The organism is Streptomyces javensis, from assembly GCF_039525925.1.
In the GTDB taxonomy this organism is placed as follows: domain Bacteria; phylum Actinomycetota; class Actinomycetes; order Streptomycetales; family Streptomycetaceae; genus Streptomyces; species Streptomyces asiaticus.
On record NZ_BAAAIF010000001.1, the window covers coordinates 327174 to 353705 of the forward strand.

A 26532-nucleotide genomic window follows, 5' to 3' on the forward strand; every position below is an offset into this window, starting at 1 on the left:
GACTGGTCACCCCATGACGCTGAAACTGCTGTCCCGGTTGATCCGCCGTCGGCGGCTGTAGTGCGAGAGGTCCACCTCGTGACCGGTACGGGGAAGTGTGAGCCGGACGGGTTCGGCGTCGTGGTCCCGGCCGTTCTCGCAGGCGTCGACGATGGCGGCCAGGAACAGCCCGGCCACGGGGGCGTTCTTGAACTGGTTCCCGCTCGTGCCGATCGCGACGTAGTAGCCCGGCAGCGCGGTCTTGTCGTAGATCGGGATCCAGTCGTCGGACACGTCGTACACGCCTGCGATCCCGCGTGGGGTGTGGGGCACGGTGAGGCTGGGGACGCGGCGGGCGGTCCGGTACAGCTGGGCGTCGTAGACCGCCTTCGTCGGATGCAGGTGGTAGTCGTCGGGGTCGTCGAGCCACTGGAGCGGATCGCACTCCGGTTCGGTGCCGCCGATGATGAGCCCGCCGCTCGGGGTGGTCCGGAAGTAGGTGCCGAGGTCCGGATCGGCGACCAGGAGCCCCCTGCCGTCCTGCCCGTAGTCCTCGGGCGCGCGCACCTCGTGCACCTCCTGGCGCAGCGGCCGGGTGGAGACCGCGAAGTCATCGCCGACTCCGGCGAGCGCGTTGACCGCTCCGGAGTGGGGCCCAGCGGCGTTGATCACGACGGGAGCCGACACCCGGGTGCCGTCGGCGAGGTCCACGCCGGTGACCCGGCCCCGGGCCACGATGCCCGTGACCTCGGTACGGAACCGGAAGGTGGCTCCGTGGCGTACGGCGGCCGTCATGAGGTTGTGGGCCGCCAGCTGTGGGTCGTCCACGAATCCGCAGTCGGGGGTCCAGCAGCCGGTCAGCTCACCGGTCGGCTCGTCGAAGAACGCCTCGTCCGTGATGGCCTTGGGCGGGTGGTACCGGCCGGTGTCCAGCAGCGGCAGGCGCTCGCGCATCGTCGCCGCGTCCCAGCGCTCGTACGGCACGCCCGCCCGGTCGAACAGTTCGTACACCGTGGCGCGGTCCTGGCCGGGGGAGTCCAGAAGCAGACCGCCGGTCCTGATGAACCGTGCCAATCCCGCCTCGCCGCCACCTCCGAGGTGATCGGCCCACTCCTCCCAGGCGTGCTTGGACTCCCAGGCGGCGGCGACACCCGTCCAGGTGGAGTAGTTGAACCGGATGACGGCGGAGGACGCGCTGGTGGATCCGCTTCCGGCCGAGGGCCCCCGCTCCACGACGCGGACGCGTCGCCCTCCCGCGGCCAGGGCGTGTGCGATGGAGCAGCCGATGACGCCTGCCCCGATCACCACCGCGTCGAAACTCTGATCGGACATCGGGTGCCTTCCGGACGAGGACGGGGACGTCTAAGAGTCTGCTGACGGACGCGGCGGAAGAGCAGCTACGGGTGTCGAGGGCTCCGACCGGCGGTGTCGACATCTGTAGGAGTCATGGTGAGAGCCGTGATCCACTCGGTGGGCCAGGGTGCGCCGGCGCGCTCACCCCGAGGCGGCACGTGCACCACCGTGTACCGGCCGGACGCCGCCAGCCGCCGCGGATGGCCGTCGGTCTCCTCGCCCCACACCTCGAACCGGAACGTCATCGAGGACGTGCCGATGCGCTCCACGGTGAGGAGGGTCGTCACCTCCTGCCCGAACCACAGCGGAGACGCGAAGTCGACCTCATGGCGCACGCGCGGCGCGGCGCCGAAATAGCCGACGACGCCGCGCTCGCGCATCAGTGCCGCCTCCGCGGCCTCCACGAACCGCACCGTCGCCGTGTTGTGGTGGTGGCCGGAGGCGTCGGTGTCCGACCACTCGACACGGGACCGGTGGACGACACGGGCGAAGGCGTCTGTGCCGTCCACCGGGTCAGGAGACGGGGGCTGGTTCACGCGTCGGCGTCCAGCGCAGATGAACGGGCTGGTCGGCGGGGTCGGGGTGGAGCAGTGACAGCCGGGGCCGTACGGCGTCGGTGCGCGCCGCCGGGGGCTTGCGGCGGCCCGCGCCGAACTGCGCCGGCCACTCGGCGCCCGGCCCCCGGTACTCCTGCTCGGCCGCCGCGTGCAGGGTCCAGTGCGGGTCGTACAGGTGGGTGCGCCCTACGGCGCACAGATCGGCGCGGCCCGCCAGCAGGAGCGAGTTGACGTCGTCGTAGGAGGCGATCGCGCCCACCGCGATGACCGCGGCTCCGGTGGCGGCGGCCACTTCGTGGCGGATGCGGTCGGCGAACGGGGTCTGGTAGGAGCGTCCGAAGGCGGGGCGCTCGTCCTTGGTGACCTGGCCGGAGGAGACGTCGATGGCGTCCGCGCCGTGGGCGATGAACGCGCGGGCGATCTCGACGGCGTCGTGTTCGGTGTTGCCGTCCGGCACCCAGTCGGTGGCGGAGATGCGCACGATCATCGGCCGTTCCGCGGGCCAGACTGCCCGCACGGCGTCGAAGACCTCCAGCGGGAATCGCAGTCGGTTCTCCAGCGGGCCGCCGTACGCGTCGGTGCGGTGGTTGGCGGTCGGGGAGAGGAACGAGGACAGCAAGTAGCCGTGTGCGCAGTGCAGTTCGAGCAGGTCGAACCCGGCGCCGGCGCCCCGGCGGGCGGCGGCCACGAAGTCCTCGGCGATCCGGTCCATATCGGCGCGGGTGAGCTCGCGCGGCACGGCCGAGCCGGGGCCGTACGGCAGCGGGGACGGGCCGACCACCTCCCAGTTGCCTTGCGGCAGCGGGTCGTCCATGCCCTCCCACATCAGCCGGGTGGAGCCCTTGCGGCCCGAGTGGCCGAGCTGGAGGCCGATACGGGCGGTGCTCCGCTCATGGACGAAGGAGACGATCCGCTGCCAGGAATCGCGCTGCTCGTCGTTCCACAGGCCGGTGCAGCCGGGGGTGATGCGGCCCTCGGGCGAGACACACACCATCTCGGTCATCACCAGTCCGGCGCCGCCCATGGCCTTGGAGCCGAGGTGGACGAGGTGGAAGTCGCCGGGCACGCCGTCGATGGCGGAGTACATGTCCATCGGGGACACGATCACCCGGTTCCTCAGCTCCAGCTCGCCCAGCCGGTACGGCTGGAACATCGCCGGTGCCACCCCGTCGAGGCCCTGCGCGGCGGCGAAGGCGGCATCGACCCGGTCGGCGAACTCCGGGTCTCGGGTGCGCAGGTTGTCGTAGGTGATGCGGCGGGAGCGGGTGAGCAGATTGAAGCAGAACTGGGTCGGTTCCTGGTGGACGTACATCCCGATGTTCTCGAACCACTCCAGCGAGGCCTGCGCGGCCCGCTGGGTGGACTCCACGACCGGGCGCCGCTCGGTCTCGTAGGCGGTCAACGCGGTCTCGGTGTCGGGGTGTTCGTGCAGACAGGCGGCGAGGGCGAGTGCGTCCTCCATCGCCAGTTTGGTGCCCGAGCCGATGGAGAAGTGCGCGGTGTGGGCGGCGTCCCCGATGAGCACGAGGTTGCCGTGGTGCCAGCGCTCGTTGCGCACGGTCGTGAAGTTCAGCCACTTGGAGTTGTTGGCGAACACCTGGTGGCCGCCGAGCTCATCAGCGAAGAGCTCGCGGACGCGCGCCACCGCGTGCTCGTCGGAGGCGCCCGGTGGGAAATCGGCTCCCTCGGTGGCGTCGAAACCGGCGCGCCGCCAGACGTCCTCGTGCATCTCGACGATGAAGGTGGAGCCGGTGGCGGAGTAGGGGTAGCCGTGCACCTGCACGACGCCCCATTCCGTCCGCTTGACGAAGAACTGGAACGCCTCGAAGACCCGGTCCGTGCCCAGCCACATGTACTTGCTGTGCCGACGGTCCAGGGAGGGGCGGAAGACCTCCGCATGGGCAGCCCGTACGGCCGAGTTGACGCCATCGGCCCCCACCACCAGGTCGTACGACGCGCACAGCCGCCCGGTGTCCGGGGCGGGGGTGGAGAAGCGCAGGGTGACGCCGAGGTCGTGGCAGCGTTCCTGGAGCAGGCGGAGCAGCTCCTTGCGGCTCATGGCGGCGAAGCCCTGGCCGCCGACGGTGTGGCTCTCGCCCCGGTAGTGGATGTCGATGTCGGTCCAGCGGGCGAAGCGCCGGGCCATGTCCTGGGCGATGGTGGTGTCGGCGTTCTCGATGCCACCGAGGGTCTCGTCGGAGAAGACGACGCCGAAGCCGAACGTGTCGTCGGGGGCGTTGCGCTCCCAGACGGTGATCTCGTGGGCGGGGTCGAGCTGTTTCATCAGGGCCGCGAAGTACAGCCCGCCGGGACCCCCGCCGATGATCGCGATTTTCAAGGGTGTGCCTCTTAACTCTCGGCGACGGCCTCGGTGGAGGCCTGCTCGTCTTCGATGATCCTGCGGAGCGCGAAGCGCTGGAGCTTTCCGCTGGTGTTGCGCGGCAGGGCGCTGTGGAAGCGGACCTCGCGCGGGTATTTGTAGGGTGCCAGGACCTGCTTGACGTGGTCCTGGATCTCCTTGGCCTTGGCCGCGTCGCCGGGCACACCGTCGCGCAGTACCACGAAGGCGCACACGATCGAGCCGCGCTGGGGGTCGGGGCGTGCCACGACGGCGGATTCGGCGACGTCCGGGTGGGTGTCGATGGCGGCCTCGACCTCGGGGCCGCCGATGTTGTACCCGGAGGAGACGATCATGCTGTCGCTGCGGGCGTGGTAGTGGAAGTAGCCGTCCTCGTCCCGGTGGAAGATGTCACCGGTGATGTTCCAGCCGCCCAGGACGTAGTCCCGTTGGCGCTTGTCGTCGAGGTAGCGGCAGCCGACCGGGCCGATGACGCCGAGTCTGCCCGGCTCGCCGGGGCCGAGTTCCGTGCCGTCGGGGCCGAGTATGGTGGCGCGGTAGCCGGGGACCGGACGGCCGGTGGAGCCGGGGCGGATGTCGTCTCCGGCGGCGGAGATGAAGATGTGCAGCAGTTCGGTGGCGCCGATGCCGTCGATGATCCGCAAGCCGATGTGTTCGTGGAGCTCCTGCCAGGTGGCGCGGGGTATGTGCTCGCCCGCGGACACGCCGATGCGCAGCCCGGTCAGCTGCCGCTCGGCGCCCTCGCGCAGGATCGCCCGGTAGGCCGTGGGTGCCGTCGCCAGGACGGTGACGCCCTGGCTCCGCACGATCTCCGCGAGCTGGAGCGGGGTGGCCGCCTCGGTCAGCAGGGCGCAGGCGCCGGCGCGCAGCGGGAAGACGACCAGCATGCCGAGGCCGAAGGTGAAGGCCAGGGGCGCGGTGCAGGCCACCAGGTCGTCCGGGGCCAGACCCAGGGTGTGGCGGCCGAAGGTGTTGTCGATGGACAGGATGTCCCGGTGGAAGTGCATGGTGATCTTGGGGGTGCCGGTGGATCCGGAGGTGGGGCCGAGCAGCGCCACATCGTCGGCGGCGGTTTCGACGGTGGTGAACTCACCCGATTTCGCGGCTACCCGGGTCAGGAGATCCTGGGCGCCGGTGCCGCCGTACTCCACGACGGTCAGTGACGGCAGGACGGAGTCCCGCAGCGCGTACACGTCGTCGGCGAACCGGTGGTCGACGAGGGCGATCGACGGTCGGGTGCGCTCGGCGATCGGGGTGAGCTCGCGGGTGCGCAGGGCGGACATGGTGGTGACGACGACACCGCCGGCCTTGAGGATGCCGAGCCAGGCGGCCACGGTCCAGGGGTTGTTGGGGGACCGCAGCAGGACGCGCTGTCCCGGCACCAGGCCCAGGTCCTCGGTGAGCACCTGGGCCACCTGATGGGCGCGGATGCGCAGTTCGCCGTATGTCCACATCTCGCCGGACGGGGTGCGCAGGGCGGGGCGGTCGGGGCCGAACAGCGCGGTGGGGGTGTCGATGAGCTCGGTGGCCGCGTTGAGCCGGTCGGGGTAGCGCAGTTCCGCCGTGGTGAACTCGAGGGTCGGCCACAGGTGTGCGGGGGGCAGCTGGTCGCGGGTGAAGGTGTCGAGGTGTGCCGAGGGGGAGAGGGGAAGAGTCACGGAAGTGTCCTTCCGGGAGCCCGCCGGGGAGTGCGGCGGGTCAGGTGGGGCGGATCAGGCCCTCCTGGACCACGGTGGCCAGGTGGCGGTGATCGCGCGTGAAGAAGCGCCCCGTACCCAGGCCCCGGCCCGCGTCGGCGGCGACGGCTTCCTGGACGTAGAGCAGCCAGCCGTCCACCGGCCCGGGGCGGTGGAACCACATCGCGTGGTCGAGGCTCGCGGTGACCAGTCCGGGCCTGGCCCAGGGCAGGTCGAGCACCCGCAGCACGGGTTCGAGGATCGTGTAGTCGCACACATACGCCAGGGCGGCCAGGTCCCGCTGGGCGTCGGTCAGCCCGTCGACCGGGCGCAGCGGGTCGAAGGGCCTGAGCCAGACCGCCTGGTGCGGAAGGCGCTCTCCCTCGACGGTGAGGTAGACCGGGCCGGGGACGTGCCGCATGTCGAAGCCGCGGCCGCCGGACCAGTACGCCTTGGACTCCTCGGTCATGGAGCCGCCACTCCGCTCGGCGAGGTACTCGGCCGAACTGGGCAGGCCCTCCGGGTCGGGGATGTCCTCGGCGAAGTCGGTGTGGAAGTCCGCGCCGGCCTCGCCCGCGGCGAATCCGGCCAGGCAGACGTACAGCGGTTTGCCGTTCTGGTAGCCGCGCACCTGCCGGGTGCTGTAGCCGCGGCCGTCGCGCACCACCTCCACCTCGTAGCGCACCTCGGCGCCGATGTCGGCGGGGCGCAGGAAGTAACTGTGCATGGAGTGCGGCGACTTGCCGTCGGTGACCGACCGCATGGCCGCCGCCGCGGCCTGGGCCACCAGGTCGCCGCCGTACGCCTTGGGCCAGGGGCAGGGCTGGGTGGTGGCGGTGAAGGCGAGGTCGAAGTGTTCGGGCTGGGCGGGCTTGAGGGTGACGGCGGCGGTGAAGATCGCCGAGGTGGCGGGCGTCCCGGTCATCGGCGGTCCAGCCAGTCGCGCAGTTCGGCGTCGGCGATGTCCGGCAGGTTGACCACGATGTTCTCCGGTGTCCGGGTGGTCATCCAGGTCAGCGGCTTGGTGCGGGAGAGGTTGCACTCCACGTGCGGCATGAACGGAGGCACGAACACCCAGTCGCCCTCCTCCATGTCGACGTAGTCCCGCAGCTCCTCGCCGAAGTAGATGCGGGCCCGGCCGGACAGGACATAGCCACCGGTCTCGGCCTCGCCGTGGTGATGGGTCACCGAGCGATAGCCCGGTTCGTTGCTGACCTTGCCGAACCACAGGCGGGTGGCGGGGGTGTGCTGGATGCTCACCCCCGAGACCCGGACGGCACCGCCCGAGTCGGCGGTGTTCGCGCTTTCGAGGCCGCCGCGCGTCACCACGGGGGCGACCACGCCGCTCGGCAGCCGGTACATCGAATTGTCGCCCTCGAGGCGGTACTTGCTCAGATCGGGCTCCATGGGGTCGGCTCCGTTCAGTCGGGTGAGAGGAGGTGCCGCCTGGCAGGCCTGCTGATCGCGGGGCCCGCCACGGGGCGATTTCCGCCGGCGAGCCATCGTGGCGCCGACAGGAACCGATGTCTCGTATTTTTCACGGTCGTCATCTAAAGTCAATACGCCTGCCCGGCCCTGCGGCAGGACGGAACGCAATCGACCGGAGGCGCCATGACCCCCGTCCCCGTGAACCCGCCCGATCTGCCGAAGCCCAGCGGCTACTCGCATGGAACACTCGCCGGAAACACCCTTTACCTGGGAGGACAGACCGCCCTCGACGCCGACATGAAGATCGTTCCGGGGGGTGTCGTCGAGCAGTTCCGGCAGGCGTTCGGCAATCTGCTCACCACGCTGCGCGAGGCCGGCGGGCGGCCCGAGGACCTGGTGAGCGTGACCATCTACCTCACCGACATCCCCGACTACCAGGCGCACGGCAAGGAGATCGGCAAGGTCTGGCGCGAGCTCGCCGGGCCCGTCTACCCGGCCATGGCGGGCATCGGCTGCACGGCGCTGTGGCAGCCCGAAGCCGTGATCGAGATCCTCGGTGTGGCCGTGATACCCGAAGAACGACTCGTGGCGCCGCGCCCGTAGGAAAGGCAGGACGTCACCGTGAAACTCGCATCCTTCACCGCGGGCGGCGTGCGCCGGGCGGGCGTCGTCGACGAGGCCGCGCGGACCGTCGCGGTGCTGCCCGCCGAAGTCGGCACCGTGGACGACATCGTCCGTGGTGGCGAAGCGGCCCTCGCCGTGGCGCGTATGGCGGCCGCCGGGGCCGACGACGTGCGCCCCCTCTCCGAGGTCCGCCTCGAATCCCCGCTGCACCGCTTCAACCGCGACATCCTGTGCACCGGCTGGAACTACTGGGACCACTTCGAGGAGTCCCGAGGCAAGCGTGAGGGCCAGGACCCCGTGTCGCGCCCCGAGCACCCCACGTTCTTCACCAAGGGACCGAACACCGTCATCGGTCCCTTCGACGACATCGCCCACGACCCCGAGCTGTCCGCGAAGTGGGACTACGAGGCCGAGATCGCCCTCGTCATCGGCCGTGACGGACGGTCGATCCCCGAGGAGAAGGCGCTGGACCACGTCGTCGGCTACCTCGTGGCCAACGACGTCTCCCAGCGCGACCTCCAACGGGCACACGGCGGCCAGTGGCTCAAGGGCAAGAGCATCGACGCCACGATGCCGCTGGGCCCCTGGCTGACCACCGCCGACGAGATCGACGACCTCGCGGATCTGCGGGTGCGGTGCGAGGTCAACGGCCGCCTGTTGCAGAACGCCTCGAGCGCCCAGATGGCCTTCTCCTTCGCCCGGATCATCGCCGAACTCAGCCACGGCATGACCCTGCGCGCAGGGGACGTGATACTCACCGGAACCCCGAGCGGCATCGGCAACGCCCGCGAGCCGCAGATCTTCCTGGGCGACGGCGACCTGGTCGTCACCCGGGTCGGCGGGCTCGGCGAACTGCGCAACAGGGTGAGGCGGACCCGTCTCACCTAGCCTCGGCGGGAGCAGGTGATCATCCACGAGGCGCCAGGCGTTAGGGTGGCGGGACATGACGGCGCAGACGACATCGGCCACCACGGCGACAGGCGAACGGGAATCCCGCCACGCCCCGCTCATCCTCACGCTCTACGGCCTCTACGCCCGGGGCGAGCACAACTGGCTCTCGGTCGCCTCGCTGATCGGCCTCATGGCGGACCTCGGCGTGGAGAGCCGGGCCGTGCGGTCCTCGGTCTCCCGGATGAAACGCCGCGAGGTGCTGCGCGGTGAGCGCCGCGAGGGCGTCGCCGGGTACTCGCTCGCCGACTCCACCCTTCAGACGCTCGCCGAGGGCGACGTACGCATCTTCCACCGGGCCAGGGCGTCCCGCGAGGACGGCTGGACCCTCGTGGTGTTCTCCGTGCCCGAGTCCGAGCGCGAGAAGCGGCACGCCCTGCGCACCGCCCTGACCCGGCTCGGCTTCGGCACCGTCGCGTCGGGTGTCTGGGTGGCCCCCGGACACCTGGCGGACGAGGCGCGGCGGACCTTGGAGCGCCGGGGCTTGTCCGGGTACGTCGACCTCTTCACCGGTGATCACTTCGCCTCCGGGGATCTGGGCGCGAAGGTCCGCTCGTGGTGGGACCTGGACGAACTCACCGCCATGTACGCGGACTTCCTGGACCGGTACCGTCCCGTCCTGGATGCGGTGACGCGCCGCGAGCCACAGCCGCTGGAGGCGTTCCGGATCTACCTGCCGATGCTGACCGAATGGCGGCGCATGCCCTACCGCGACCCGGGACTGCCCCTGGAACTGCTGCCGCCGGAGTGGAACGGTGTGGCCGCCGGCGAACTGTTCGACCGACTCAACACCGCGCTGAGCACCCCCGCGGCGGCCCACGCCGCAAGGGTGCTCCACGGGCCGCGCTGACTCAAGGACGTCACAGGGCGAAGACCGGCTTGTAGGAGGGGTCGGTCAGGGCCGGACGGTCGGCCGTGAACGGCTCGATCGGGTACCGGGACGTTCCCTCGACGACCAGCTCGGACAGGATCTCCCCGAACAGCCCGGCGAACTTCGCCGCATGGCCGGCCCCGATACCGACGACGACCCGGGGATTCCCGGGCATCGCGTCGATGACGAAGTTGCGGTCCGGCGGCATGTCGTAGACGCACGTCTTGCTGTACAGCTCGAAGCCCGCCGCGTCCGGCAGCCGTTCCCGCAGGAACGCTTCCAGCAGCTCGGTCTCGTCGGCCACCGGTTCCAGTGAGCGGGTCTCGTGGGTGACGAACCGGCCGGACACATCGCGGGCGATCTTGACCGCCACCTCGCCGTAGACCGGGAAGCCGTAGAAGAGCGTCGGGCCGTACCAGCCCCAGACCGGGAACGCGTCGGGAGTGAAGTCCCGCAGCGCCCTCGGTACGAAGTAGGCGACCTGCTCCTGGCTGATCGTGGTGCGCCAGGTCTGGCCCACCTCGGCCAGGATGGTGTCGGACCACGCGCCGGCGGCGACCACCACATGACGTGCGGTGACGGAGCCGCCGCCGTCGGTGTGCACCCGCACGCCGTCCGGGAGGCTCTCGATGCGGATCGCCCGGGTACGGGGCCGGAATGTCACACCGAGGGCCGAGGCGAGCGCACGGTGGGTCTGTCCGGCCCGGCCGATGTCGACCAGCCCCATGTCGCGCTGGAAGGTCACCTCGGCCGGTTCGTCGACGTGCCACTGCGGGTAGTGCTCGGCGAGCCGGGCGTTGTCCCAGCGCTCGTAGGCATGTCCCCGGTCGTCGAGGACCTTGCGGTACCGGGCGATCATCTCCTCACCGACGGTCCCCTTCAGACCGATCTCGACGCCACCGGTGCGCAGGAGAACCTGCTGCCCGCTCATCCTGACCAGCCGGTCCCAGTTGTCGAAGGCGGCCTGGGTCAGCCGTCCGTAGGCGTTGTCGTGGTAGCTGTGCCGGATGGCCCGCGAATGGTCCTGCGAGGCGCCGTTGCCGTGGCCGAGGTCGTACTGCTCCAGGACGACCACGTCCGTCTGTCCCCGTTCGGCGAGCCAGTAGGCGGTCGCGCTTCCGATCGCTCCCGCACCGACTACGACGGTCTGTGCGTCCACTGTCGTCATGAGCACTCCATTCTCCTCGCGAACCGGCGGGCGCGGGGCCCGCACGGTGCGTCGACGGTATGGCTCACGACGACGGCGCCGACTCGGCCGACCGTCGAGACGTGCGGGGGAGGGCTTCCTACACCTGTCGCAGTGCGGGGCTCAGGCCATCGTGCGTGCGGGGGCCGCGTGATCGGCGGTGGGCAGCCCGGTTGTGCGGGTCACCTGCGGGACGAGTTCGGCGAAGAGCAGAGCCATGTGCAGGCGGAGGCGGTCGTCGCCGCTGGAGAGGTCGACGCCCAGCGCACGTTCGACGTTGGTCAGCCGCCAGTACAGCGTCGTGCGGTGGATGTGCAGGTCGGCCGCCGTCTTCTGGACATTGCCCCCGTGGCCGAGGTAGGAGCGGACCGTGCACGCGTACATTTCGTTGCCGGATTCCCAGAGCGCGGAGACGCCCGGACACAGCCGTTCCAGCCCGCCGAGGCTCCGTTCGAGGTGCTGGAACGCGGAGTAGGGACCGAGCTCGGACCAGTCGGACATCCCGGTGGAACCGGCCGCGACACCGCTGATGTCCGCGGCGTACCGCGCGTCCTCGCGGGCCTCCCGCACCCCTTCGAGGGAGCCGACGCCACTGCGCGTGCCCACGATGTGGTCCCGGGCGCTCCACCGCAGAGCGCCGAGGGCGGACTCGCGCTGTGTCCCGGAGGCGATCAGTACGAGTTCTCTGTCACGCGGCGTACCACAGAGAACGGCTCGGCGCGGGACGCGGCGGCGCACTTCGCCCGCCAGCCGGCGCAAATCGGTCAGAGCACTCGGGCCATCCGCCCCGACCGGGCACGTCCGGCGGGCGCGGACGACGGCGACCACGTACGACGGGGCGTCCTCGATCACGTCCAGCTCGCGAATGCCCTCCGCGGCGCGCTCGCGCGCCTGGAGGCCCGGTCGCAGCAGGTTGTCGACCAGCCGTCGCGCCGCGTCCGCCTCCTGGGACTCCTGCGCGACACGGTCGCTCAGCAGACGGCTCGCCTCTTCCGCGCGTGCCAGTGCCTCGTCGACCTGGCCCGGGGTGAGGACGGGGTCGTCGATGAGCCACAGGGAACCCAGGTGCAGCCCCTGGTCCAGCAGGGGGATCACCAGCCGGGGCAACGTACCCAGCTCGTCGTTGGCCGGGATACGGACCGGCCCACGCGCGCGCTGAACCCCGTGTGCGGAGATGATCGAACGGATTTCGCCGCTCGTGCGCCGCTGGAGCACATAGTCGATCCGCGACTGGTCGAGCTGTCCCAGCTGGGCGCTGACAGCCAGGGGGCGCAGTGCCGAATCGTCGATGACGACCGACCGCTCCAGGCGCTCGGCGAGTTGCTCGACGATGAACTGAAGGCGGTCTTCCAGCATCGAACGCTCCTCAACCACCGCTTTTGCGTACGTCAGCGCAACGATAGGTGTCGTTGGGGAGCCTGCCGAGAGGCGTGACATAACCATCGTGTCTCTTGTGCGCCGATTCCTACATCTGTCGATACGGCTCCGGGCAACTCCCGACTTCTGCCGGACGCCGGTGAGGTACCCGTCTCACTAGCGTCTCGGGTTGTCACCAGCCCACTCGAACGACGCGGGAGACGCAGTGACCGCCATCCAGGATTCCGTCCTCACCCCTACGCTGAGCAGCCGCTATTACACCGACAGCGCCGTGTTCGAGGCAGAGAACGAACGCATCTTCGAGCGCCAGTGGTACTACGTCGGCCGCGCCGATGACCTCCCGGCTCCCGGCCACTTCCTGCGCCGACAGGTCGGCCGCGAGACCGTGATCCTGGTGCGCGGGAGCGACCAGACCGTCCGCGGCTTCCTCAACGTCTGCCGGCACCGCGGCGCCCAGCTCTGCCTCGCCGACAGCGGTGACATGGGCAAGGCGATCCGGTGCCCGTACCACGCCTGGACCTACGGCCTGGACGGCAAGCTGATCACCGCGCCGAACTGGCAGGCGATGGACAGCCTGGATCGCGGGCAGTACGGGCTGCACACCGTGCACGTGGAGCAGTGGGAGGGGCTGCTGTGGGTGAACCTCGCCCCGGACCCCGCCCCGCTGATCGACCAGCTGCGCCCCCAGATCGAGGCCCGGCTCGCCGACTACGCCAAGTTCGAGCGGTACGGCCTCGGCGGCCTGAAGGTCGGCGGGCGCGTGGAGTACGACGTCGCGGCGAACTGGAAGCTGATCTACGAGAACTTCCAGGAGTGCTACCACTGCGGCACGATCCACCCGGAGCTGGTACGGACCATCCCCGAGTTCCAGTCCCCGGCGATGGGCACGGGAGGCTACGATCCCACCGGCTACGCCATCGCCGATGACCTCGCATCATTCTCGCTGAGCGGCGACACGGTGCTGCCCAGGCTGCCCCACCTGCTGCCCGAGGACGACCGGCTCTTCTACGGCATGGTCGTCCGGCCCAACTGCTTCATCTCGCTGGTGTCGGACCACGTCGTCGTCCACCGTTTCGAGCCGGTCGCGCACGACCGGACCACGGCGGTCTGCGAGTGGCTCTTCCCGGCGGATGTCGTCGAATCGGGCGACTACGAGCTGGATGACGCGGTGGAGCTGTTCAGCAAGGTCAACGAGCAGGACTTTGACGCGGCCGAGTGGTGCCAGCCGAACATGGCATCCCGTGCCTACCGGCACGGCGGGGTGCTCGTGCCGAGCGAGCAGACCCAGATCGGCGTCTTCTATCAGTGGTACCTGTCCGCGCTGGGAGACGAGACGTGAGCGGGACGATGGATACGCGGCACACCGAGGTGTACGTCGCGCGCGTCGACGACATGGCCGACGGGGACGTGACGGTCGTCGAACTGGACGTCCGCGTCGCGGTGTTCAGGGTGAACGGCGAGTTCTTCGCCATCGACGACCGCTGCACCCACCAGGAGGCCCGTCTCTCCGATGGCTTCGTCGAGGACTGCACGGTCGAATGCCCGCTCCACGCCTCGTACTTCGACCTGCGTACGGGCGATCCGTCGGGCCCTCCCGCGGTGCGTTCCGTCCGGACACACCCGGTGATCGTGCGGGACGGATCCGTGTTCGTCTCCGCGGCGGGTGGGGCGCCGTGATCGGCTCGGTGGTCGTCGTCGGCGCCTCCCTGGCCGGCGTCAACACTGTCCGAGCCCTGCGCGGACACGGGTTTGACGGAGCCATCACCGTGATCGGCGCGGAGCGGCATGAACCCTACGACCGGCCTCCGTTGTCCAAGGCACTGCTCGCGGGGCAGGCCAACGCCGCGGACCTCCGCCTTGTCGGTGCGAAAGAGGACCTCGGCGTACGGTGGATCCTCGGTCGGCGCGCGGTCGAGCTGCGACCGAGTGACAAGGCCGTGCGGCTGGACGACGGGTCGGTCGTCAGCGGTGAGGCGGTGGTCGTGGCGACCGGTGCCCGAGCCCGGAGGATTCCGCTGCCGTCGCCGGACCAGGGTGTTCACGTTCTGCGCTCCCTGGACGACGCACGCCGGCTCGCGGCGGACCTCCGGCCCGGTGCCCGGCTGGTCGTGATCGGCGGCGGGTTCATCGGCTGCGAGGTCGCCGCGACCAGCCGCGGGCTAGGGCTGGCGGTGACCATCGTGGAGGCGGCGCCCCTGCCACTGGCCGGTGCGCTTGGACCCGAGGTGGCTGGCCGCCTGCTGCGGTTGCACCGCGACCGGGGGGTCCGGGTGGAGTGCGGCGTCGAAGTCGCGGCGATCCGGGGGTCGGACAGGCCGACCGGCGTGGTACTCGAGGACGGGCGCGAGCTGCCGGCCGACGTCGTGCTCCTGGCCGTCGGCGCGGTTCCGGAAACCGGCTGGCTGCGGAGGTCGGGTGTGGCGCTCGCGCGGGACGGCGGGGTGGTCTGCGACGCATACTGCCGGACCACGGTGCCGTCGGTGTCCGCGGTGGGCGATGTCGCGTCGGCCGAGCACCGTTTCCTGGGCGGCCCCGCCCGGGTCGAGCACTGGTCCAACGCCATGGAGCAGGCGTATGTGGCGGCGGCGGCCCTGCTCGGGGTACCGGGCGGCGCGGTGGGAGATGATCCCCCGTACTTCTGGTCCGATCAGTACCAGCACCGGTTGCAACTGGCCGGCCGCCCGCGCCCCGGCGACACACTGAGCATTGTCGACGGTGAGCTGGCTGGTGAGTGGTTCGCCGGCACCTACTCCAGGACGACACCGGCGGGAGCCGTCACGACCGCCGTGGTGGCACTCGACCGCCCCAGGGTGTTCGGCCGGCTGCGCCGCGGAGTGGGCGTGCCACCCGCCGGGCGCCGGGCCGGGTGAGAGGGCCCACGACACCGCCGGACTCCGACAACTGTCGAAGGCGGGGGTGTCATCTTCCGACACAGACACGACGTCCTCGGGGTGCCCGACTGCGAGGATTCCCCGACATCACAGCGGCAGCGCGCCACAGAGCCCGGCAGACGCGGGCGAGCGGAGGCATGATGCACGACAGCACGGAAGCCCCGACAACTCTGGAAGCCGTCGCGCCCACGAGAGCGCCCGATGTGCTGCTCAGTCTGTCGCGGCTGTCCAAGACGTTCCACCCACGCCGACACGCCGCGCTTCCGGTACTGCGGGGGGTGGACCTCGAGGTGCGCCGCGGCGAGGCGATCGCCGTGATCGGCCCCAGCGGGTCGGGCAAGTCCACCGCCCTGCGATGTATCAACCTGCTCGAACGGCCGGACAGCGGTTCGATCAGACTCGACGGGAAGCCCGTCTTCGAGGCCTCCGACACCGGCCCCGCCGTCGGCCCGTCCGTACGCGCACTGCGCGATCTGAGGCGCCGGGTGGGGATGGTGTTCCAGGGCTTCCATCTGTTCCCCACCATGTCGGTGCTCGCCAACGTCACCATGCCCCAGGTCCGCAGCCTCGGCCGCGGCCGCGCCGACGCCGAGCGCCGGTCCCTGGAACTGCTCGAGAAGGTGGGGCTCGCCGACAAGGCGAACGCCCGGCCGCAGACGTTGTCCGGCGGACAGCAGCAGCGGGTCGCCATAGCCAGGGCACTGGCGCTGGATCCGGAGGTCATGCTCTTCGACGAGCCGACCTCGGCCATCGATCCCGAGCTGCGCATCGAGGTCCTCCGGGTGATGCGCGGACTCGCCGAGGCGGGCATGACGATGATCGTCGTCACGCACGAACTCCAGTTCGCCCGGCAAGTCGCCGACCGGATCGTCTTCTTCGACGCCGGCACGGTCCTCGAATGCGGCCCTCCCGAGCAGGTCCTGGACCGGCCACGGCATGAGCGCGTACGCCACTTCCTGACCGCGGTCAGTGGCGCGCTGGGGAACGGTGACTGACGATGATCGAGTTCCTGGCCCGAGGCATCGTCACGACGGTGCAGGTCACGCTGGGCGCCTTCGCCGTCGCGGTGGTGCTCGGCGCCCTGATCACGACCGCCCGGCGCAGTGGCGCGAAGGCGGTGCGGATGGTCGGCGGGGTCTACGTGGCCGTATTCCGCGGCGTACCGCCGGTGGCCTGGCTGCTGATGGCGTACTACGGATTCGGCGGAGTGGTCTCCCTGCCCCCGCTCGGGGCCGCGGTAGTCGCGCTGGGGCTGATCGGGGCCGCCTACATGTCGGAGATCTACCGGGCGGCGCTGGAGGCCGTGCCCCAGGGACAGGTCGACGCGGCCGACGCGCTGGCCCTCAGCCGCTGGGACAAGTACCGGCTGGTGATGCTGCCGAACACGGCGGCGCTGCTGGCGGCGTCCACCGCCTCGTATGCCATCTCCCTGCTCAAGGACAGCGCGCTGGCCTCGCTGCTCTCCGTCGCCGAGCTGACCTTCCGGGCCAACCAGTACCGCCAGGCGCTCGGCCAGCCGATCCAGGTCTTCGCCGTCGCGGCGGCCTTCTACATCATCCTCAGCGTGCTCGTGGCCGTGCCCGCGCGCCACATCGAGCAGCGGATCCTGGAGGGGCGCTGATGGACAAGCTGCTCCACGACTTCGCCCTGCTGCTCCCGGGCTTCATGACGACCGTCTGGCTCACCGTCCTGACCCTCGTGATGGGGCTGCCGCTCGCCGTGGTGATCGCGGTCGGTCTGCGCAGCCGCAGCCGGTGGCTGACCATCCCGCTGATCGTCGTGATCGAGGTGATCAGGGGCATGCCGGCCCTGGTGACCCTGTACTTCGTGTACTACGGCCTTCCCGCGGCCGATGTCGTACTCAACGACACCCTGAGCATCTGCGCCGCCTTCGGGCTGACCTTCGTCGCCTACACCGCCCCCTTCCTGTCCGCGGCGATCGCGAGCGTGCCTCGCCAGCACATCGAGGCGGGCGACGCGCTGGGGCTCTCGCGCTGGACCGTGACCACCAGGATCGTCCTGCCCCAGGCCATCCGCGCATCGCTCCCGCCGCTGATCTCCTGGACGGTGATCCTGTTCCAGGGAACCGCACTGGCCAGTGTGGTCGGCGCCTCCGACCTGTTCGCCCGGGCCACGAGTCTCGGCGCCCAGCAGTTCGCCTACACCTACTACATCGTCCTCGCAGCCGTGCTCTACGCCGGGCTCAGCATTCCCTTCCTCGCACTCGCCGCGCGTGTGCAGCGGCGCCGCGGTGGTCGGGGCCTGCGTGACGCGATGCGATCGCGAGTCCGGCCGTCGAAGGCCGCACCGGCCTGACGGCTCTCTCCACCTCATTCCCAAGGCGGATTCAGCATGCACCCACGTATCACTGCCACGGCGGCCGGTGTCGCCGCCACCGTGTCGATCGCCCTCTTCCTGACCGGGTGCGGCGGCTCGACCGCGGGGCCCTCCGGCAAGGTGGCTGCCAATTGCAAGCCGGCCCACGAGTTCCGCACCGTCAAGCCGAAGACCCTGACGGTCGGGGTGATCGCCTCGCTGCCGTACTCCTCGATCGACCCGGTCTCCGGGAAGTGGGAGGGAATCGACGCCGAATTCGGCACCGCTATCGCGGCGAAGGAATGCCTGACCGTGTCCACGGTCGCCGTCAGCGGCGCCGACGCGATCCAGAGCCTGGACTCGGGCAAGATCGACCTGCTGTCGGCGGGGGCCTACATCACACCCGCGCGAGGGAAGGTCGTCGGCCAGACCGATCCCCTCTACTACCAGTACACCGTGGTCGTATCCCGTACGTCCATCGGCACCGTACACCAGCTGCGCGGCTACCAGATCGGCGCGCTATCGGGATCGGCGTATGTCCAGCCGTTGCGTACCTGGCTCGGGACGAGCAATGTCCGTGAGTACCCGTCGACCGCGGACCTGCTCGCCGATGTACAGAACAGGCGGCTCGACGTCGCGGTGGCGGCGTCTGGCGAGGCGAACTACCAACTCGCCAAGGCCGAGTACACCGGGCTCAACGCGACCCGATTGAAGCCCAACTCCGCCACGACGAACCTGGAGCCCATTTACGGCGTCAACATGCCCTACCGCAAGTCGAACACCGCCCTGGGGGAGGCCCTGAACGCCGACATCGCGGCGATCCGGGCAAGCGGCACCACGAAGAAGATCCTCACCAAGTGGAAGCTGAACGATCACCTGACGCTGAACGGGAAGTAGCCCGGCGGCGACAGGTGGCGAGCCTCAGCCCCCGGACGGCCGGGGAGATAACGCCCGTGTCGTCCTATGGGCTGGGGCTCGCCTGGCCCGGAACGTGCTCCCGTGCCTCCCCGAGCGCGATGGTCTTCGTCTCAGGCGCCCAGACGATCGAGGCGAGCAGCCCGGCGGTCAGGAGTCCGGCGACCATCAAGGTGGTGCCGTGGACCCCGACGGTGTCGATGGCCATGGGCAGCAGGAACGTCCCGGCCGCCGCCCCGATGCGGCTCAGAGCGGTGACAAGCCCTACGCCCGACGCTCGCACGGCCGTGGGGAACATTTCGCTCGGATACACCGCGCAGAGTCCCGCCGCGGCGGAGATGGTGAAGGAGAAGGCCGCGAACAAGGCGATGACCCCTGCTGCCGGTGCGTTGACCCAGAGGCCGAGCAGCGCGGTCGTGACCGCCAGTACGAGGAAGGACACGATCGCGAAGGCGCGCCGCCGTACCCGGTTACCCACCATGTGATCTTATAAGGGAGTTTATCCGCCCTTTCGGGCGTTCAGGGAATAGTGTCGCAGTACTCCCGGATCAGGGTGATCAAGTCACCGACACCGGTGGCTTCCCTCGCGCATCCTTTCGTACAGGGCCGGGTCATGGGCGCAGATGATCGCCAGGTCGGGCTCCGCGCGCCGGTGCAGCTCGCCGAGGCGGGCGTGGTTGGCGCGGACCTGTTTCAGGTCGTACGCGACGGCCGCTTCCATGGCGCGGAGGGCCACGGGGACGGGGGTGCGGCCGTCCAGGGTGCCGGGGTGGTAGAAGGCGTCGCCCGCGTGCAGGATCCAGCGGGTGCCGGTGTCGACCGCGACGCAGGCGTGGCCGCGGGTGTGGCCGGGAAGGGCGACCAGGACGATGCCGGGCGCGATGGAGTCGAGCTCCTTGGCGGCGGCGAACCCGCGCCATGCCTCGCCGTCCGGGCTGTGCTCGACGACGCTCGGGCCGTGCGCCCACTGGGCCGGGCGGAAGCGGAGGCGTTCGCGCCAGGAGGGGGCGTGGATCGCGCCGTGTGCCTCGGCCGCGGTGACGTGGACGGTGGCGTGCGGAAAGTCGGCGAGGCCGCCGATGTGGTCGGCGTCGAAGTGGGTGAGGACGACGTGGCGGACGTCGGCGCGCTGGAAGCCGAGCCGTTCGACCTGGCGGGCGGCGGTTTCTTCGGGGTCCAGGGCCGGTTTGATGTAGTGGCGGGCCGGGCCCACGCGGCGGCCTCGGGTGGCGATGTCCATGAGGCCGAAGCCGGAGTCGACGAGTACGAGCCCCTGTGCGTCCGTCTCGAGGAGGAGGACGTGGCAGACCAGCCTCGGTCCGCCGCGCAGGTGCATGGTGCCGCAGTTGAGGTGGTGGACCTTCACGACAGGTCCGCCTCCGGTGTGTTGACGAGGGCGGGGTGCGGGGTGCCGCCCGCTTCCCTGAGGAGTCCGCGCAGACAGCGGACGGCCAGGGGCCAGTTGCGCGGTTTGCGCAGATTCAGGCCGCCGATCAGCTGTTTCAGCAGCGTGAGGCTGTCGAAGTAGATCCGCTCGCAGACGAGGTTCTCAGCCCCGTCTCCGTCGTCCTCGAAGATGAAGTAGGCGGTCATGCGCACTCGGAAGCGGTTTCCGGTGGGCGGGATCGCGCCCAGCGGGCCGAGGTGGGTGCCCAGCAGCCAGAATTCGACGATCACGGCGTCGCGGCTGTGGCGCAGCGCGATGATCTCGTGGTCCTGGTCGGGGAAGGCGCGGCGGCTGTCGCGGTAGTAGCCGCGTACGGCCGTGTCCCCGTCGTGGACCGTCATCGTGGGGATCAGTTCGTAGCGCGGATGCGGGAAGGTGGCCAGGACGTCGTCCCACTCCTGGCGGACCTCGTCATGGAAGTGGTCCAGGACCAGCTTCTGGCGGGACGCGAGGATTTCGTCGCTGATCACGGTGGTCATGGGTGGGTCACTGCCTTGTGGGTGAAGGTGGGGCCGGTGCCGGGGTTGGTCCAGGCGGCGGTCAGCTCGCTGGAGGGGAAGAACTGAAGGAAGCGGGGGTCGGCCTGGGCGCGGTCGACGAGCGTCTTCTCGATGATGAGCGAGTTGTACTGCTCGGCCGTCGTCTCGATGGTGTTGGCGTTGAGGACGACCTCCTGCTGCCAGGCGCGGGCCCAGCGGGCGATGCCGGGCATGCGGGAGTGTTCGGGGGTCAGACACTCGGCGGCGATGGCGTTCTCACTGGACGCCCAGATGCCGCTGGAGGTGTTCAGCAGGAGGGTCTGGTTGCCCAGCACATGGCCGGGGGTGGCGATGACCGCGACACCGGGGCCGAGGAGCAGCGAGCCGTCGACGGCGGATAAGGCCTCGGGCCGCACATCCCGATAGGTCTCGGGCTGGTACCAGGGCTGCTGAAGCGGGTGGAGCTCGGACATGGCCAGCAGCTCATGCCGCTGCACGAGCACCTTGGCGCGGGGGAACACCGGCTCGACCGGAGCGTCGCCGAGGCCGGGCTGAGGTGTGCTGGTGCCGATCCACCGGCGCAGGTCCTGGGTGTGCAGATGGTCGAAGAGGAGATAGTCGACATCCTCTGGCGCGATGCCGAGCCGGGCCAGATGCCCGAGGACGGTGCCGTGTTCGGTGACCATCAGGGAGCGCACCGGGCCGGGTGTGCGACGGGCCAGTGCGGCGAAATACGGGGTGCTGCGGCCGAGTTGGACATCGCTCGGCTCGAACAGGAGCACCCGCCGCCGCCCGTCGCTCTCGGTCCAGCGGATGACGAGCATGCGGTTGGTGATGGCGAGGAACGGGGCGATGGCCCGGGAGGCGCGGAAGAGGCCGAATCTCGTCGGATACGGCAGGGTCACCAGGTCGCAGGTGGTGACGGTGTCCGGGGTACCGGTCGCCGCGAACTCGGTGCGCAGCGCCTCCGCCCGGGCGCGGGCCCACCCGAGCTGTGCGCCGTAGCCGCCGGGTATGTCCGCGAGGCCGTCGAGGGTGGTGATCGGGGTGCCGGGCGTGGGCATGTCGAGGACATCGGTGTCCTGCCAGGCGAGTTTCATCGGTCGAGTCCTTCTTCCCTGGTCAGCTCGTGAACCCAGTGCGATCGCCCACAGCGACACTTGCACTGCAAGTCTTGTGGGCCGGAACGCTAGACTTGCGGCGTAAGTGATGTCAAGGGAAGGTGACGCATGACGGCGCGAGGAACCGGTCGTGGCAGGCGGGTCGGTCTGACCCGCGAAAAGGTGATCGCGGCAGCGGTGACGATGATCGACCGCGCTGGCCCCGACGCCTTCTCCCTGCGCAAGCTGGCCACGGAGCTCGACATCGAGAACATGTCGCTCTACAACCACGTACCGAACAAGGAGGCCCTTCTCGACGGCGTCGCCGAAGCGCTGCTGGCCGGTATCGCCTTTCCCGAAGAGGAGGGCGGATCATGGCAGAAGCGGATCCGGGCGCACGCCGCCGCCTTCCGCGCCGCCGCCAAGCGGCACCCGAAGGCGTTCCCCCTGGTGCTGACCCGGCCCACACAGTCGCCCGCCGCCCTGGAGGCCATGCGCTCCACGCTGGCCTGCCTCGAGGAACTCCGCCTCGCCCCCGAGGAGATGGTCCACGTCCTGCGCGGCTACACCGCCTTCATGGTCGGCTCGATCATGCGCGAACTGGGTTACGCCATCTATCTGGGCGCCATGGACAGCGACCAGGTCCAGCAGCGCACCGAAGCCATCGCGGCCTCCGGCGATCCGATCCTGACCGCGACCGCGCCCTATCTGGCCGACAGCGATCACGACGCGGAGTTCCAGTACGGCCTGGAGCTGATGATCTCCGGCCTGGCCGCCAAGGTCGGCGTACCCTACGAGGCCCCACCCGCGCGTATCAGCTCGATGTGATGTGTCACGAGTGGGTATCCGTCTTGCGGTGGGGCGCCCACCTGGGGATGTGTGGTGATGCGGCTCGCCTAGAGTGCCCGTCATGTCTCAGCCAAAGATCTTCAAGAACCTTGCTCAGCACCCACAGTCCACCTCGATACCCACCCGGCGAATGAAGAAGACCCTGATCGCGGCCGTCGGCATCGGCATGGCCCTCGCGTTGAGCGGATGCAACGAGGACACCGGCAGCGGCACGGACAAGGACACCGGTGCCGCGGAGTCGAAGGCGCCTTCCGCGGGGTCGTCCCAGTCCTCCGCCCCGGCGAGCCCCTCGGGCGATCAGCCGTTGTTCAAGGAGTGGCAGACGCAGACCTCGCAGAAGCACCACTTCCAGTACGACGTGCCCACCAAGGCCGAGAAGTGGAAGATCCTCGACGAGGAGACGGCCCTCTCCTACACGGACGAGAACGGCCGGCCGATCGTCGTCATGACCGCGGCCGGCAACTACCGTGAGGGCGGCTGCGCGTCGAGCCCCAATCCCAAGGCCATTGGTGAGGCGGGCAAGGGGCAGCTCGCCACGGTCGGCACCACGGGCGGCGGCAAGGACGGCACGCTTCAGGAGAACGCCCGCAACTGGGCGGGCAACTGGGGCTTCGCCGCGTACGGCGGCGCGGACCACAAGCCCAAGATCAAGGTCAGCGAGGCCAAGCCGTGGAAGCAGGGGGGTATTGACGGCTACACCGCGACCGCCCAGGTCACCGTCACCAACCGCCCGAGCTCGTGCGTTCCGCCGAAGGCCGTCGTGCACAGCATCGCGCAGAAGCTCCCCGACGGGACGATGCACGGCTGGGTGATCTACGCGGACCAGGGTGTTCCGAAGGCACTGACGGACGCACAGATCAAGAAGATCATGAGCACCGTCCGGTCCACCGGCAGCTGACAACCGGCCGGCTGCCGGGCAGGACGAGTTGTCGGGCCACGCAGCCGTACGGGGGTCGCCGGATGTTCGGGTGCCGGACCCGGAAACGGGTCCGGCTCACCATCTCTTATAAGTATTTTTCGGATTGCGGATATTTTTTCGTGGTAGCTGCCACGGAACCTCTCCAGTAGATTCCTGCTGGTGCGCGCCACGGGAACGGCCGTGAAAAACCATCGGGTTGTTTTCTGTTCTCCGTGCGCGACGTCAACGGAAGCCCATAGGCGTGATGGAGATCGTGGCAGTGCAGAGACGAGCGATGAATCTGATGGCGGCCGTGGTATGTGCCGGTGCCGTCGTGGTGGGTGCCGGTGCTCCGGCGAATGCGGTGGAGTCCGAGCCGGAAGTCATTCCGATCGACCTCCTGCTGGCTGGATCCTATGCGGATTCGGTCCGGGATGCGATGGGCATATGGAACAAAGCCGTTCCGGGAATCAAGTTCGTCGAGCAGGACACCCCGGCGGCTTTACGGGTCAAGGAATACACGACCGCGAACGGAACCGGTTCCCACTCCTTTGTCAACGGCTTGGGCAGGGGCTGGGTCTACCTCGAAACCGGGGATGCCCAGAAGTACAAGCCGTCCCGTATCGCCGTGCATGAACTGGGGCACATTCTGTCGCTCAGCGACCTCGGACCGGGCAGCGTCTGCTCCAAGGTGATGTCCGGCGCCTGGGCCGGCCCCGAGTGCACCAATGATCAGCCGGACGCGGAAGAAGCCGCCGAAGTCGCGGATTTCTTCGCCGCGCACGATGTCGGTGACCCGGTACCGGGCTGGGGCACTCCTTCGGAGGGCTGAACACGCCGTCCGCGTGGCCGACCGCCCGATTCGGTCGGCCACTCGCCGTACTGGCCGCTCGCCGCCGCCGCTCTCGCAGCGGGGGCGCATTGCTGAAGCTCTCAACTGGCTTGGCCGCTCTCCCTCGGGGCGGCATGCGCACGCCTCCCAACAGGCGGGAACCGAGGCCATATCCGCCACGACTACTGGACCGGGGTGACGTTCCCTCCCCGTGTGGCAAGTGGATCCAGGAGAGTTTCGATGCGTTCTCGTGTGTGGTGGGGCACGACGGCTGTCGTGCTGGGCGGCCTCCTCGTGGCGGGCTGCGGCGACGGCGGCGGCAGTGGGAACGGCGACAAGGCGAGCGCCGGCGCCGAGAAGCCCGCCACCGGTGACTACCCGGTCACCGTCACCGACTGCACGGGCGCCGGGACCACGTTCTCGAAGGCCCCCGAGAAGATCGTCACCAGTAATGCCTCCAGTCTGGAGCTGCTGCTCCGCCTGGGCGCGGGTGACAAGGTGCTCGGCACCGGCTTCCCGCCCGGTAAGGGGACGCTGCCCGGTGAACTCGACGCGCGGGCGCGGAAGGTGAAGGTGCTCGCCCGATCCGTGATCCCGAAGGAGAAGCTCCTCGGCTCCGGTGCGGATGTGTACATCGACACCTTCGCCTCGATGAACATGGGCGGCGGCATGGGCGATGCTCCGACGGAGGAGGAGTACAAGGCGGCCGGGATCAAGCACATCTACCTCAAGTCCACCGCCTGTGCGGCGCGGAACAAGCGCGCGCTGACCGACCTGTCCGCGGTGGAGGCCGACATCACCTCCCTCGGCGCGGTCACCGGCACGAGCGCCAGGGCGGAGGAACTCGTCGACGGCATGAAGGAGAAGGTGGGCGCCGTCCAGAAGGCGGTCGGCGGGACGGCGGAGGACGAGCGGCCGACGTACTTCTTCTTCGACTACGACGCCGGTACCAAGCAGCCCACCGCCGTATGCGGGAGGCAGGTCGCCAACGCGGTGATCACTCTGGCCGGTGCCCGCAATGTCTTCGCCGACTGCGACGGCGACTACAAGCAGGTCGGCTGGGAGGATGTCATTTCCAGGAACCCGGACTGGATCCAGCTGGGCGTCCGTGACCGGGACAGCGAGGCGGCGAACGAGAAGGCGTTCGACGAGGCGCGGAAGTGGCTCGAGTCGAACTCCGCCACGAAGGGCCTGAAGGCCGTCGAGGAAGGCCACTTCCTGCGCATCGGCTCCGAGCAGACCACCATCGCCGGTGTCGAGAACGCCGACACCGTCCAGAAGATCGCGAAGACCCTCTACCCGGGCAAGGTCGGCTGACCGTGCTCGATGTCACGGTGAGCGGCAAGAGCACCGGCGATGGCGCCATCGACACCCCCGCGCGCACGCGGCGTTCCGTGCCCGCCGGGCCGCTGGCGCTGCTCCTCGGGGGCGCGCTGCTCGCGGCCCTCACAGCGGCGGTCGCCTGGGGCTCCACGTCGATCCCGCCGGGTGAGGTGTGGAGCGTGGTCTGGCGCAGACTGACCGGCCATGCCCCCAGGCCCGGCACGAACGATCTGATCGTCTGGCAACTGCGCCTGCCTCGCGCGCTGTTGGCCGCGCTGGTGGGTGCCGGGCTCGGACTGGTCGGTACGGCGATGCAGGCCCTCGTCCGCAACCCGTTGGCCGACCCGTACTTCCTGGGCGTCTCCAACGGCGCCTCCCTCGGCGCCGTCGCCGCCATCGTCCTCGGCCTCGGCACCGGGGGCGCGCTGGGTCTCGGCCTGTCCGCCGCCGCGTTCGCGGGAGCCCTGGCCACCTTCGCCCTCGTCTGGGCGGTGGCCCGGCGCGGCGGGGGATTCGCGCCGCTCAGACTGGTGCTGGCCGGGGTGGCCATCGGGCAGTTCCTGTCCGGTTTCACCAGCTACCTCGTCCTCCAGGCCGGGGACGAGCAGCAGACGCACAGTGTGCTGTTCTGGCTCATGGGCAGCCTGGGCGGCGCGAGCTGGCCCCTGCTGGCCGCCCCGGCGGTGGCGGTCCCGGTGGTCCTGCTGCTGCTCCAGGCCCGGGCCCGGGGGCTCAACGCGCTGCTGATGGGTGATGAGACGGCTGCCGGGCTCGGCATCGACGTCGTACGGCTGCGCCGTGAGCTGTTCGCGGTCACCAGCCTGCTCACCGGCGTCCTCGTCGCGGTCTCCGGGGCCATCGCCTTCGTCGCGCTCATGGTGCCCCACGTCTGCCGCCTGGTCGTCGGCGGTGACCACCGTCGCCTGCTGCCCGTGGCGGCGCTCTTCGGCGCGCTGCTGCTGGTGGTGGTCGACCTCGTGTGCCGCACGGCCATGGACACGCAGGAACTGCCGGTCGGGGTCGTCACCTCGCTGATCGGCGCTCCGGCGCTGCTGTATCTGCTGGACCGGCGGTTGGGGAGCGGGAGTTGAGGGCCGGACGGAGGGCGGGAGCGGCGGTCCTGC

The 26532-nt window shown here is 69.8% G+C and carries 27 protein-coding genes; 15 read left to right on the forward strand and 12 right to left on the reverse strand.

Annotated features, from left to right (window positions below):
- Positions 1-6: 6 nt before the first annotated feature.
- The 6 genes from ABD329_RS01425 to ABD329_RS01450 all read right to left on the reverse strand — a co-directional run bounded on the left by ABD329_RS01425 (position 7) and on the right by ABD329_RS01450 (position 7331).
- Positions 7-1311: an NAD(P)/FAD-dependent oxidoreductase gene (locus ABD329_RS01425; RefSeq protein ID WP_198274844.1), complete on the reverse strand. Its 1305-nt coding sequence runs from the start codon at positions 1309-1311 to the stop codon at positions 7-9.
- 65 nt (positions 1312-1376) lie between these two features.
- Positions 1377-1841 carry an acyl-CoA thioesterase gene (locus ABD329_RS01430; protein WP_198274843.1) on the reverse strand — a complete coding sequence of 155 codons (465 nt, stop codon included), beginning with the start codon at positions 1839-1841 and terminating at the stop codon, positions 1377-1379.
- 4 nt (positions 1842-1845) lie between these two features.
- Complete coding sequence (locus ABD329_RS01435; protein ID WP_198274842.1) at positions 1846-4227, reverse strand: bifunctional salicylyl-CoA 5-hydroxylase/oxidoreductase; 2382 nt, start codon at positions 4225-4227, stop codon at positions 1846-1848.
- 11 nt (positions 4228-4238) lie between these two features.
- Positions 4239-5906, reverse strand: coding sequence for an AMP-binding protein (locus ABD329_RS01440; protein ID WP_198274841.1), 1668 nt, complete (start codon positions 5904-5906; stop codon positions 4239-4241).
- Between the two features lie 40 nt (positions 5907-5946).
- Positions 5947-6849 (reverse strand): acyl-CoA thioesterase, encoded by a 903-nt coding sequence (locus ABD329_RS01445; protein ID WP_198274840.1) that lies wholly within the window; start codon positions 6847-6849, stop codon positions 5947-5949.
- Positions 6846-7331: a cupin domain-containing protein gene (locus tag ABD329_RS01450; protein WP_198274839.1), complete on the reverse strand. Its 486-nt coding sequence runs from the start codon at positions 7329-7331 to the stop codon at positions 6846-6848. The genes ABD329_RS01445 and ABD329_RS01450 overlap by 4 nt, the downstream gene beginning before the upstream one ends.
- 204 nt (positions 7332-7535) lie before the next feature.
- Here ABD329_RS01450 and ABD329_RS01455 point away from each other — a divergent pair, with 204 nt between their 5' ends.
- The 3 genes from ABD329_RS01455 to ABD329_RS01465 are packed head-to-tail and all read left to right on the forward strand — an operon-like array spanning position 7536 to position 9774.
- Positions 7536-7955, forward strand: a complete 420-nt coding sequence (locus ABD329_RS01455) for a RidA family protein (protein WP_198274838.1) — start codon at positions 7536-7538, stop codon at positions 7953-7955.
- An 18-nt stretch (positions 7956-7973) separates the two neighbouring features.
- The gene (locus tag ABD329_RS01460) at positions 7974-8864 is read left to right on the forward strand and encodes a fumarylacetoacetate hydrolase family protein (RefSeq protein ID WP_198274837.1); all 891 of its coding nucleotides are present in this window, start codon (positions 7974-7976) and stop codon (positions 8862-8864) included.
- 55 nt (positions 8865-8919) lie between these two features.
- Positions 8920-9774 (forward strand): PaaX family transcriptional regulator, encoded by an 855-nt coding sequence (locus ABD329_RS01465; protein WP_198274836.1) that lies wholly within the window; start codon positions 8920-8922, stop codon positions 9772-9774.
- A gap of 10 nt (positions 9775-9784) precedes the next feature.
- Here the strand turns inward: ABD329_RS01465 and ABD329_RS01470 are convergent, their stop codons facing one another.
- Together ABD329_RS01470 and ABD329_RS01475 are read right to left on the reverse strand one after the other, a co-directional pair.
- Entirely contained in the window at positions 9785-10963 is a 1179-nt protein-coding gene (locus ABD329_RS01470) for an FAD-dependent oxidoreductase (protein ID WP_198274835.1), read from the reverse strand.
- A gap of 141 nt (positions 10964-11104) precedes the next feature.
- A complete protein-coding gene (locus ABD329_RS01475) occupies positions 11105-12337 on the reverse strand; it encodes a PucR family transcriptional regulator (RefSeq protein ID WP_198274834.1) in 1233 nt (410 codons plus the stop codon).
- 226 nt (positions 12338-12563) lie between these two features.
- Here ABD329_RS01475 and ABD329_RS01480 point away from each other — a divergent pair, with 226 nt between their 5' ends.
- From ABD329_RS01480 to ABD329_RS01510, 7 genes are all read left to right on the forward strand, one after another.
- The gene (locus tag ABD329_RS01480; RefSeq protein ID WP_198274833.1) at positions 12564-13697 is read left to right on the forward strand and encodes an aromatic ring-hydroxylating oxygenase subunit alpha; all 1134 of its coding nucleotides are present in this window, start codon (positions 12564-12566) and stop codon (positions 13695-13697) included.
- Complete coding sequence (locus ABD329_RS01485; RefSeq protein ID WP_309142587.1) at positions 13694-14035, forward strand: bifunctional 3-phenylpropionate/cinnamic acid dioxygenase ferredoxin subunit; 342 nt, start codon at positions 13694-13696, stop codon at positions 14033-14035. The genes ABD329_RS01480 and ABD329_RS01485 overlap by 4 nt, the downstream gene beginning before the upstream one ends.
- Positions 14032-15228, forward strand: a complete 1197-nt coding sequence (locus ABD329_RS01490) for an NAD(P)/FAD-dependent oxidoreductase (protein WP_214664476.1) — start codon at positions 14032-14034, stop codon at positions 15226-15228. The genes ABD329_RS01485 and ABD329_RS01490 overlap by 4 nt, the downstream gene beginning before the upstream one ends.
- 161 nt (positions 15229-15389) lie before the next feature.
- The gene (locus ABD329_RS01495) at positions 15390-16244 is read left to right on the forward strand and encodes an ATP-binding cassette domain-containing protein (protein ID WP_198274881.1); all 855 of its coding nucleotides are present in this window, start codon (positions 15390-15392) and stop codon (positions 16242-16244) included.
- A gap of 2 nt (positions 16245-16246) precedes the next feature.
- Complete coding sequence (locus ABD329_RS01500; RefSeq protein ID WP_198274832.1) at positions 16247-16870, forward strand: amino acid ABC transporter permease; 624 nt, start codon at positions 16247-16249, stop codon at positions 16868-16870.
- Positions 16870-17565, forward strand: coding sequence for an amino acid ABC transporter permease (locus tag ABD329_RS01505; protein ID WP_198274831.1), 696 nt, complete (start codon positions 16870-16872; stop codon positions 17563-17565). Before ABD329_RS01500 ends, ABD329_RS01505 begins: the two co-directional genes overlap by 1 nt.
- Before the next feature lie 36 nt (positions 17566-17601).
- Positions 17602-18462 carry a substrate-binding periplasmic protein gene (locus ABD329_RS01510; RefSeq protein WP_198274830.1) on the forward strand — a complete coding sequence of 287 codons (861 nt, stop codon included), beginning with the start codon at positions 17602-17604 and terminating at the stop codon, positions 18460-18462.
- Positions 18463-18526: 64 nt separating this feature from the next.
- On the opposite strand, the gene ABD329_RS01515 is transcribed toward ABD329_RS01510, so the two are convergent.
- The 4 genes from ABD329_RS01515 to ABD329_RS01530 form a co-directional block, all read right to left on the reverse strand.
- The gene (locus ABD329_RS01515) at positions 18527-18958 is read right to left on the reverse strand and encodes an MFS transporter (RefSeq protein WP_344315789.1); all 432 of its coding nucleotides are present in this window, start codon (positions 18956-18958) and stop codon (positions 18527-18529) included.
- 84 nt (positions 18959-19042) lie between these two features.
- Positions 19043-19846: an MBL fold metallo-hydrolase gene (locus ABD329_RS01520; protein ID WP_198274828.1), complete on the reverse strand. Its 804-nt coding sequence runs from the start codon at positions 19844-19846 to the stop codon at positions 19043-19045.
- Complete coding sequence (locus ABD329_RS01525; RefSeq protein WP_198274827.1) at positions 19843-20406, reverse strand: ester cyclase; 564 nt, start codon at positions 20404-20406, stop codon at positions 19843-19845. The genes ABD329_RS01520 and ABD329_RS01525 overlap by 4 nt, the downstream gene beginning before the upstream one ends.
- Complete coding sequence (locus ABD329_RS01530) at positions 20403-21506, reverse strand: MBL fold metallo-hydrolase (RefSeq protein ID WP_198274826.1); 1104 nt, start codon at positions 21504-21506, stop codon at positions 20403-20405. The genes ABD329_RS01525 and ABD329_RS01530 overlap by 4 nt, the downstream gene beginning before the upstream one ends.
- Before the next feature lie 129 nt (positions 21507-21635).
- On the opposite strand from ABD329_RS01530, the gene ABD329_RS01535 reads away from it, so the two are divergent.
- From ABD329_RS01535 to ABD329_RS01555, 5 genes are all read left to right on the forward strand, one after another.
- A complete protein-coding gene (locus tag ABD329_RS01535; RefSeq protein WP_198274825.1) occupies positions 21636-22334 on the forward strand; it encodes a TetR/AcrR family transcriptional regulator C-terminal domain-containing protein in 699 nt (232 codons plus the stop codon).
- A gap of 82 nt (positions 22335-22416) precedes the next feature.
- Complete coding sequence (locus ABD329_RS01540) at positions 22417-23253, forward strand: DUF8017 domain-containing protein (protein ID WP_246618084.1); 837 nt, start codon at positions 22417-22419, stop codon at positions 23251-23253.
- A gap of 265 nt (positions 23254-23518) precedes the next feature.
- Positions 23519-24085, forward strand: a complete 567-nt coding sequence (locus ABD329_RS01545) for a snapalysin family zinc-dependent metalloprotease (protein WP_246618089.1) — start codon at positions 23519-23521, stop codon at positions 24083-24085.
- 240 nt (positions 24086-24325) lie between these two features.
- Positions 24326-25402, forward strand: coding sequence for an ABC transporter substrate-binding protein (locus ABD329_RS01550; protein WP_198274824.1), 1077 nt, complete (start codon positions 24326-24328; stop codon positions 25400-25402).
- A gap of 47 nt (positions 25403-25449) precedes the next feature.
- The gene (locus ABD329_RS01555) at positions 25450-26499 is read left to right on the forward strand and encodes a FecCD family ABC transporter permease (RefSeq protein WP_425574273.1); all 1050 of its coding nucleotides are present in this window, start codon (positions 25450-25452) and stop codon (positions 26497-26499) included.
- The last annotated feature ends 33 nt before the right edge of the window (positions 26500-26532 follow it).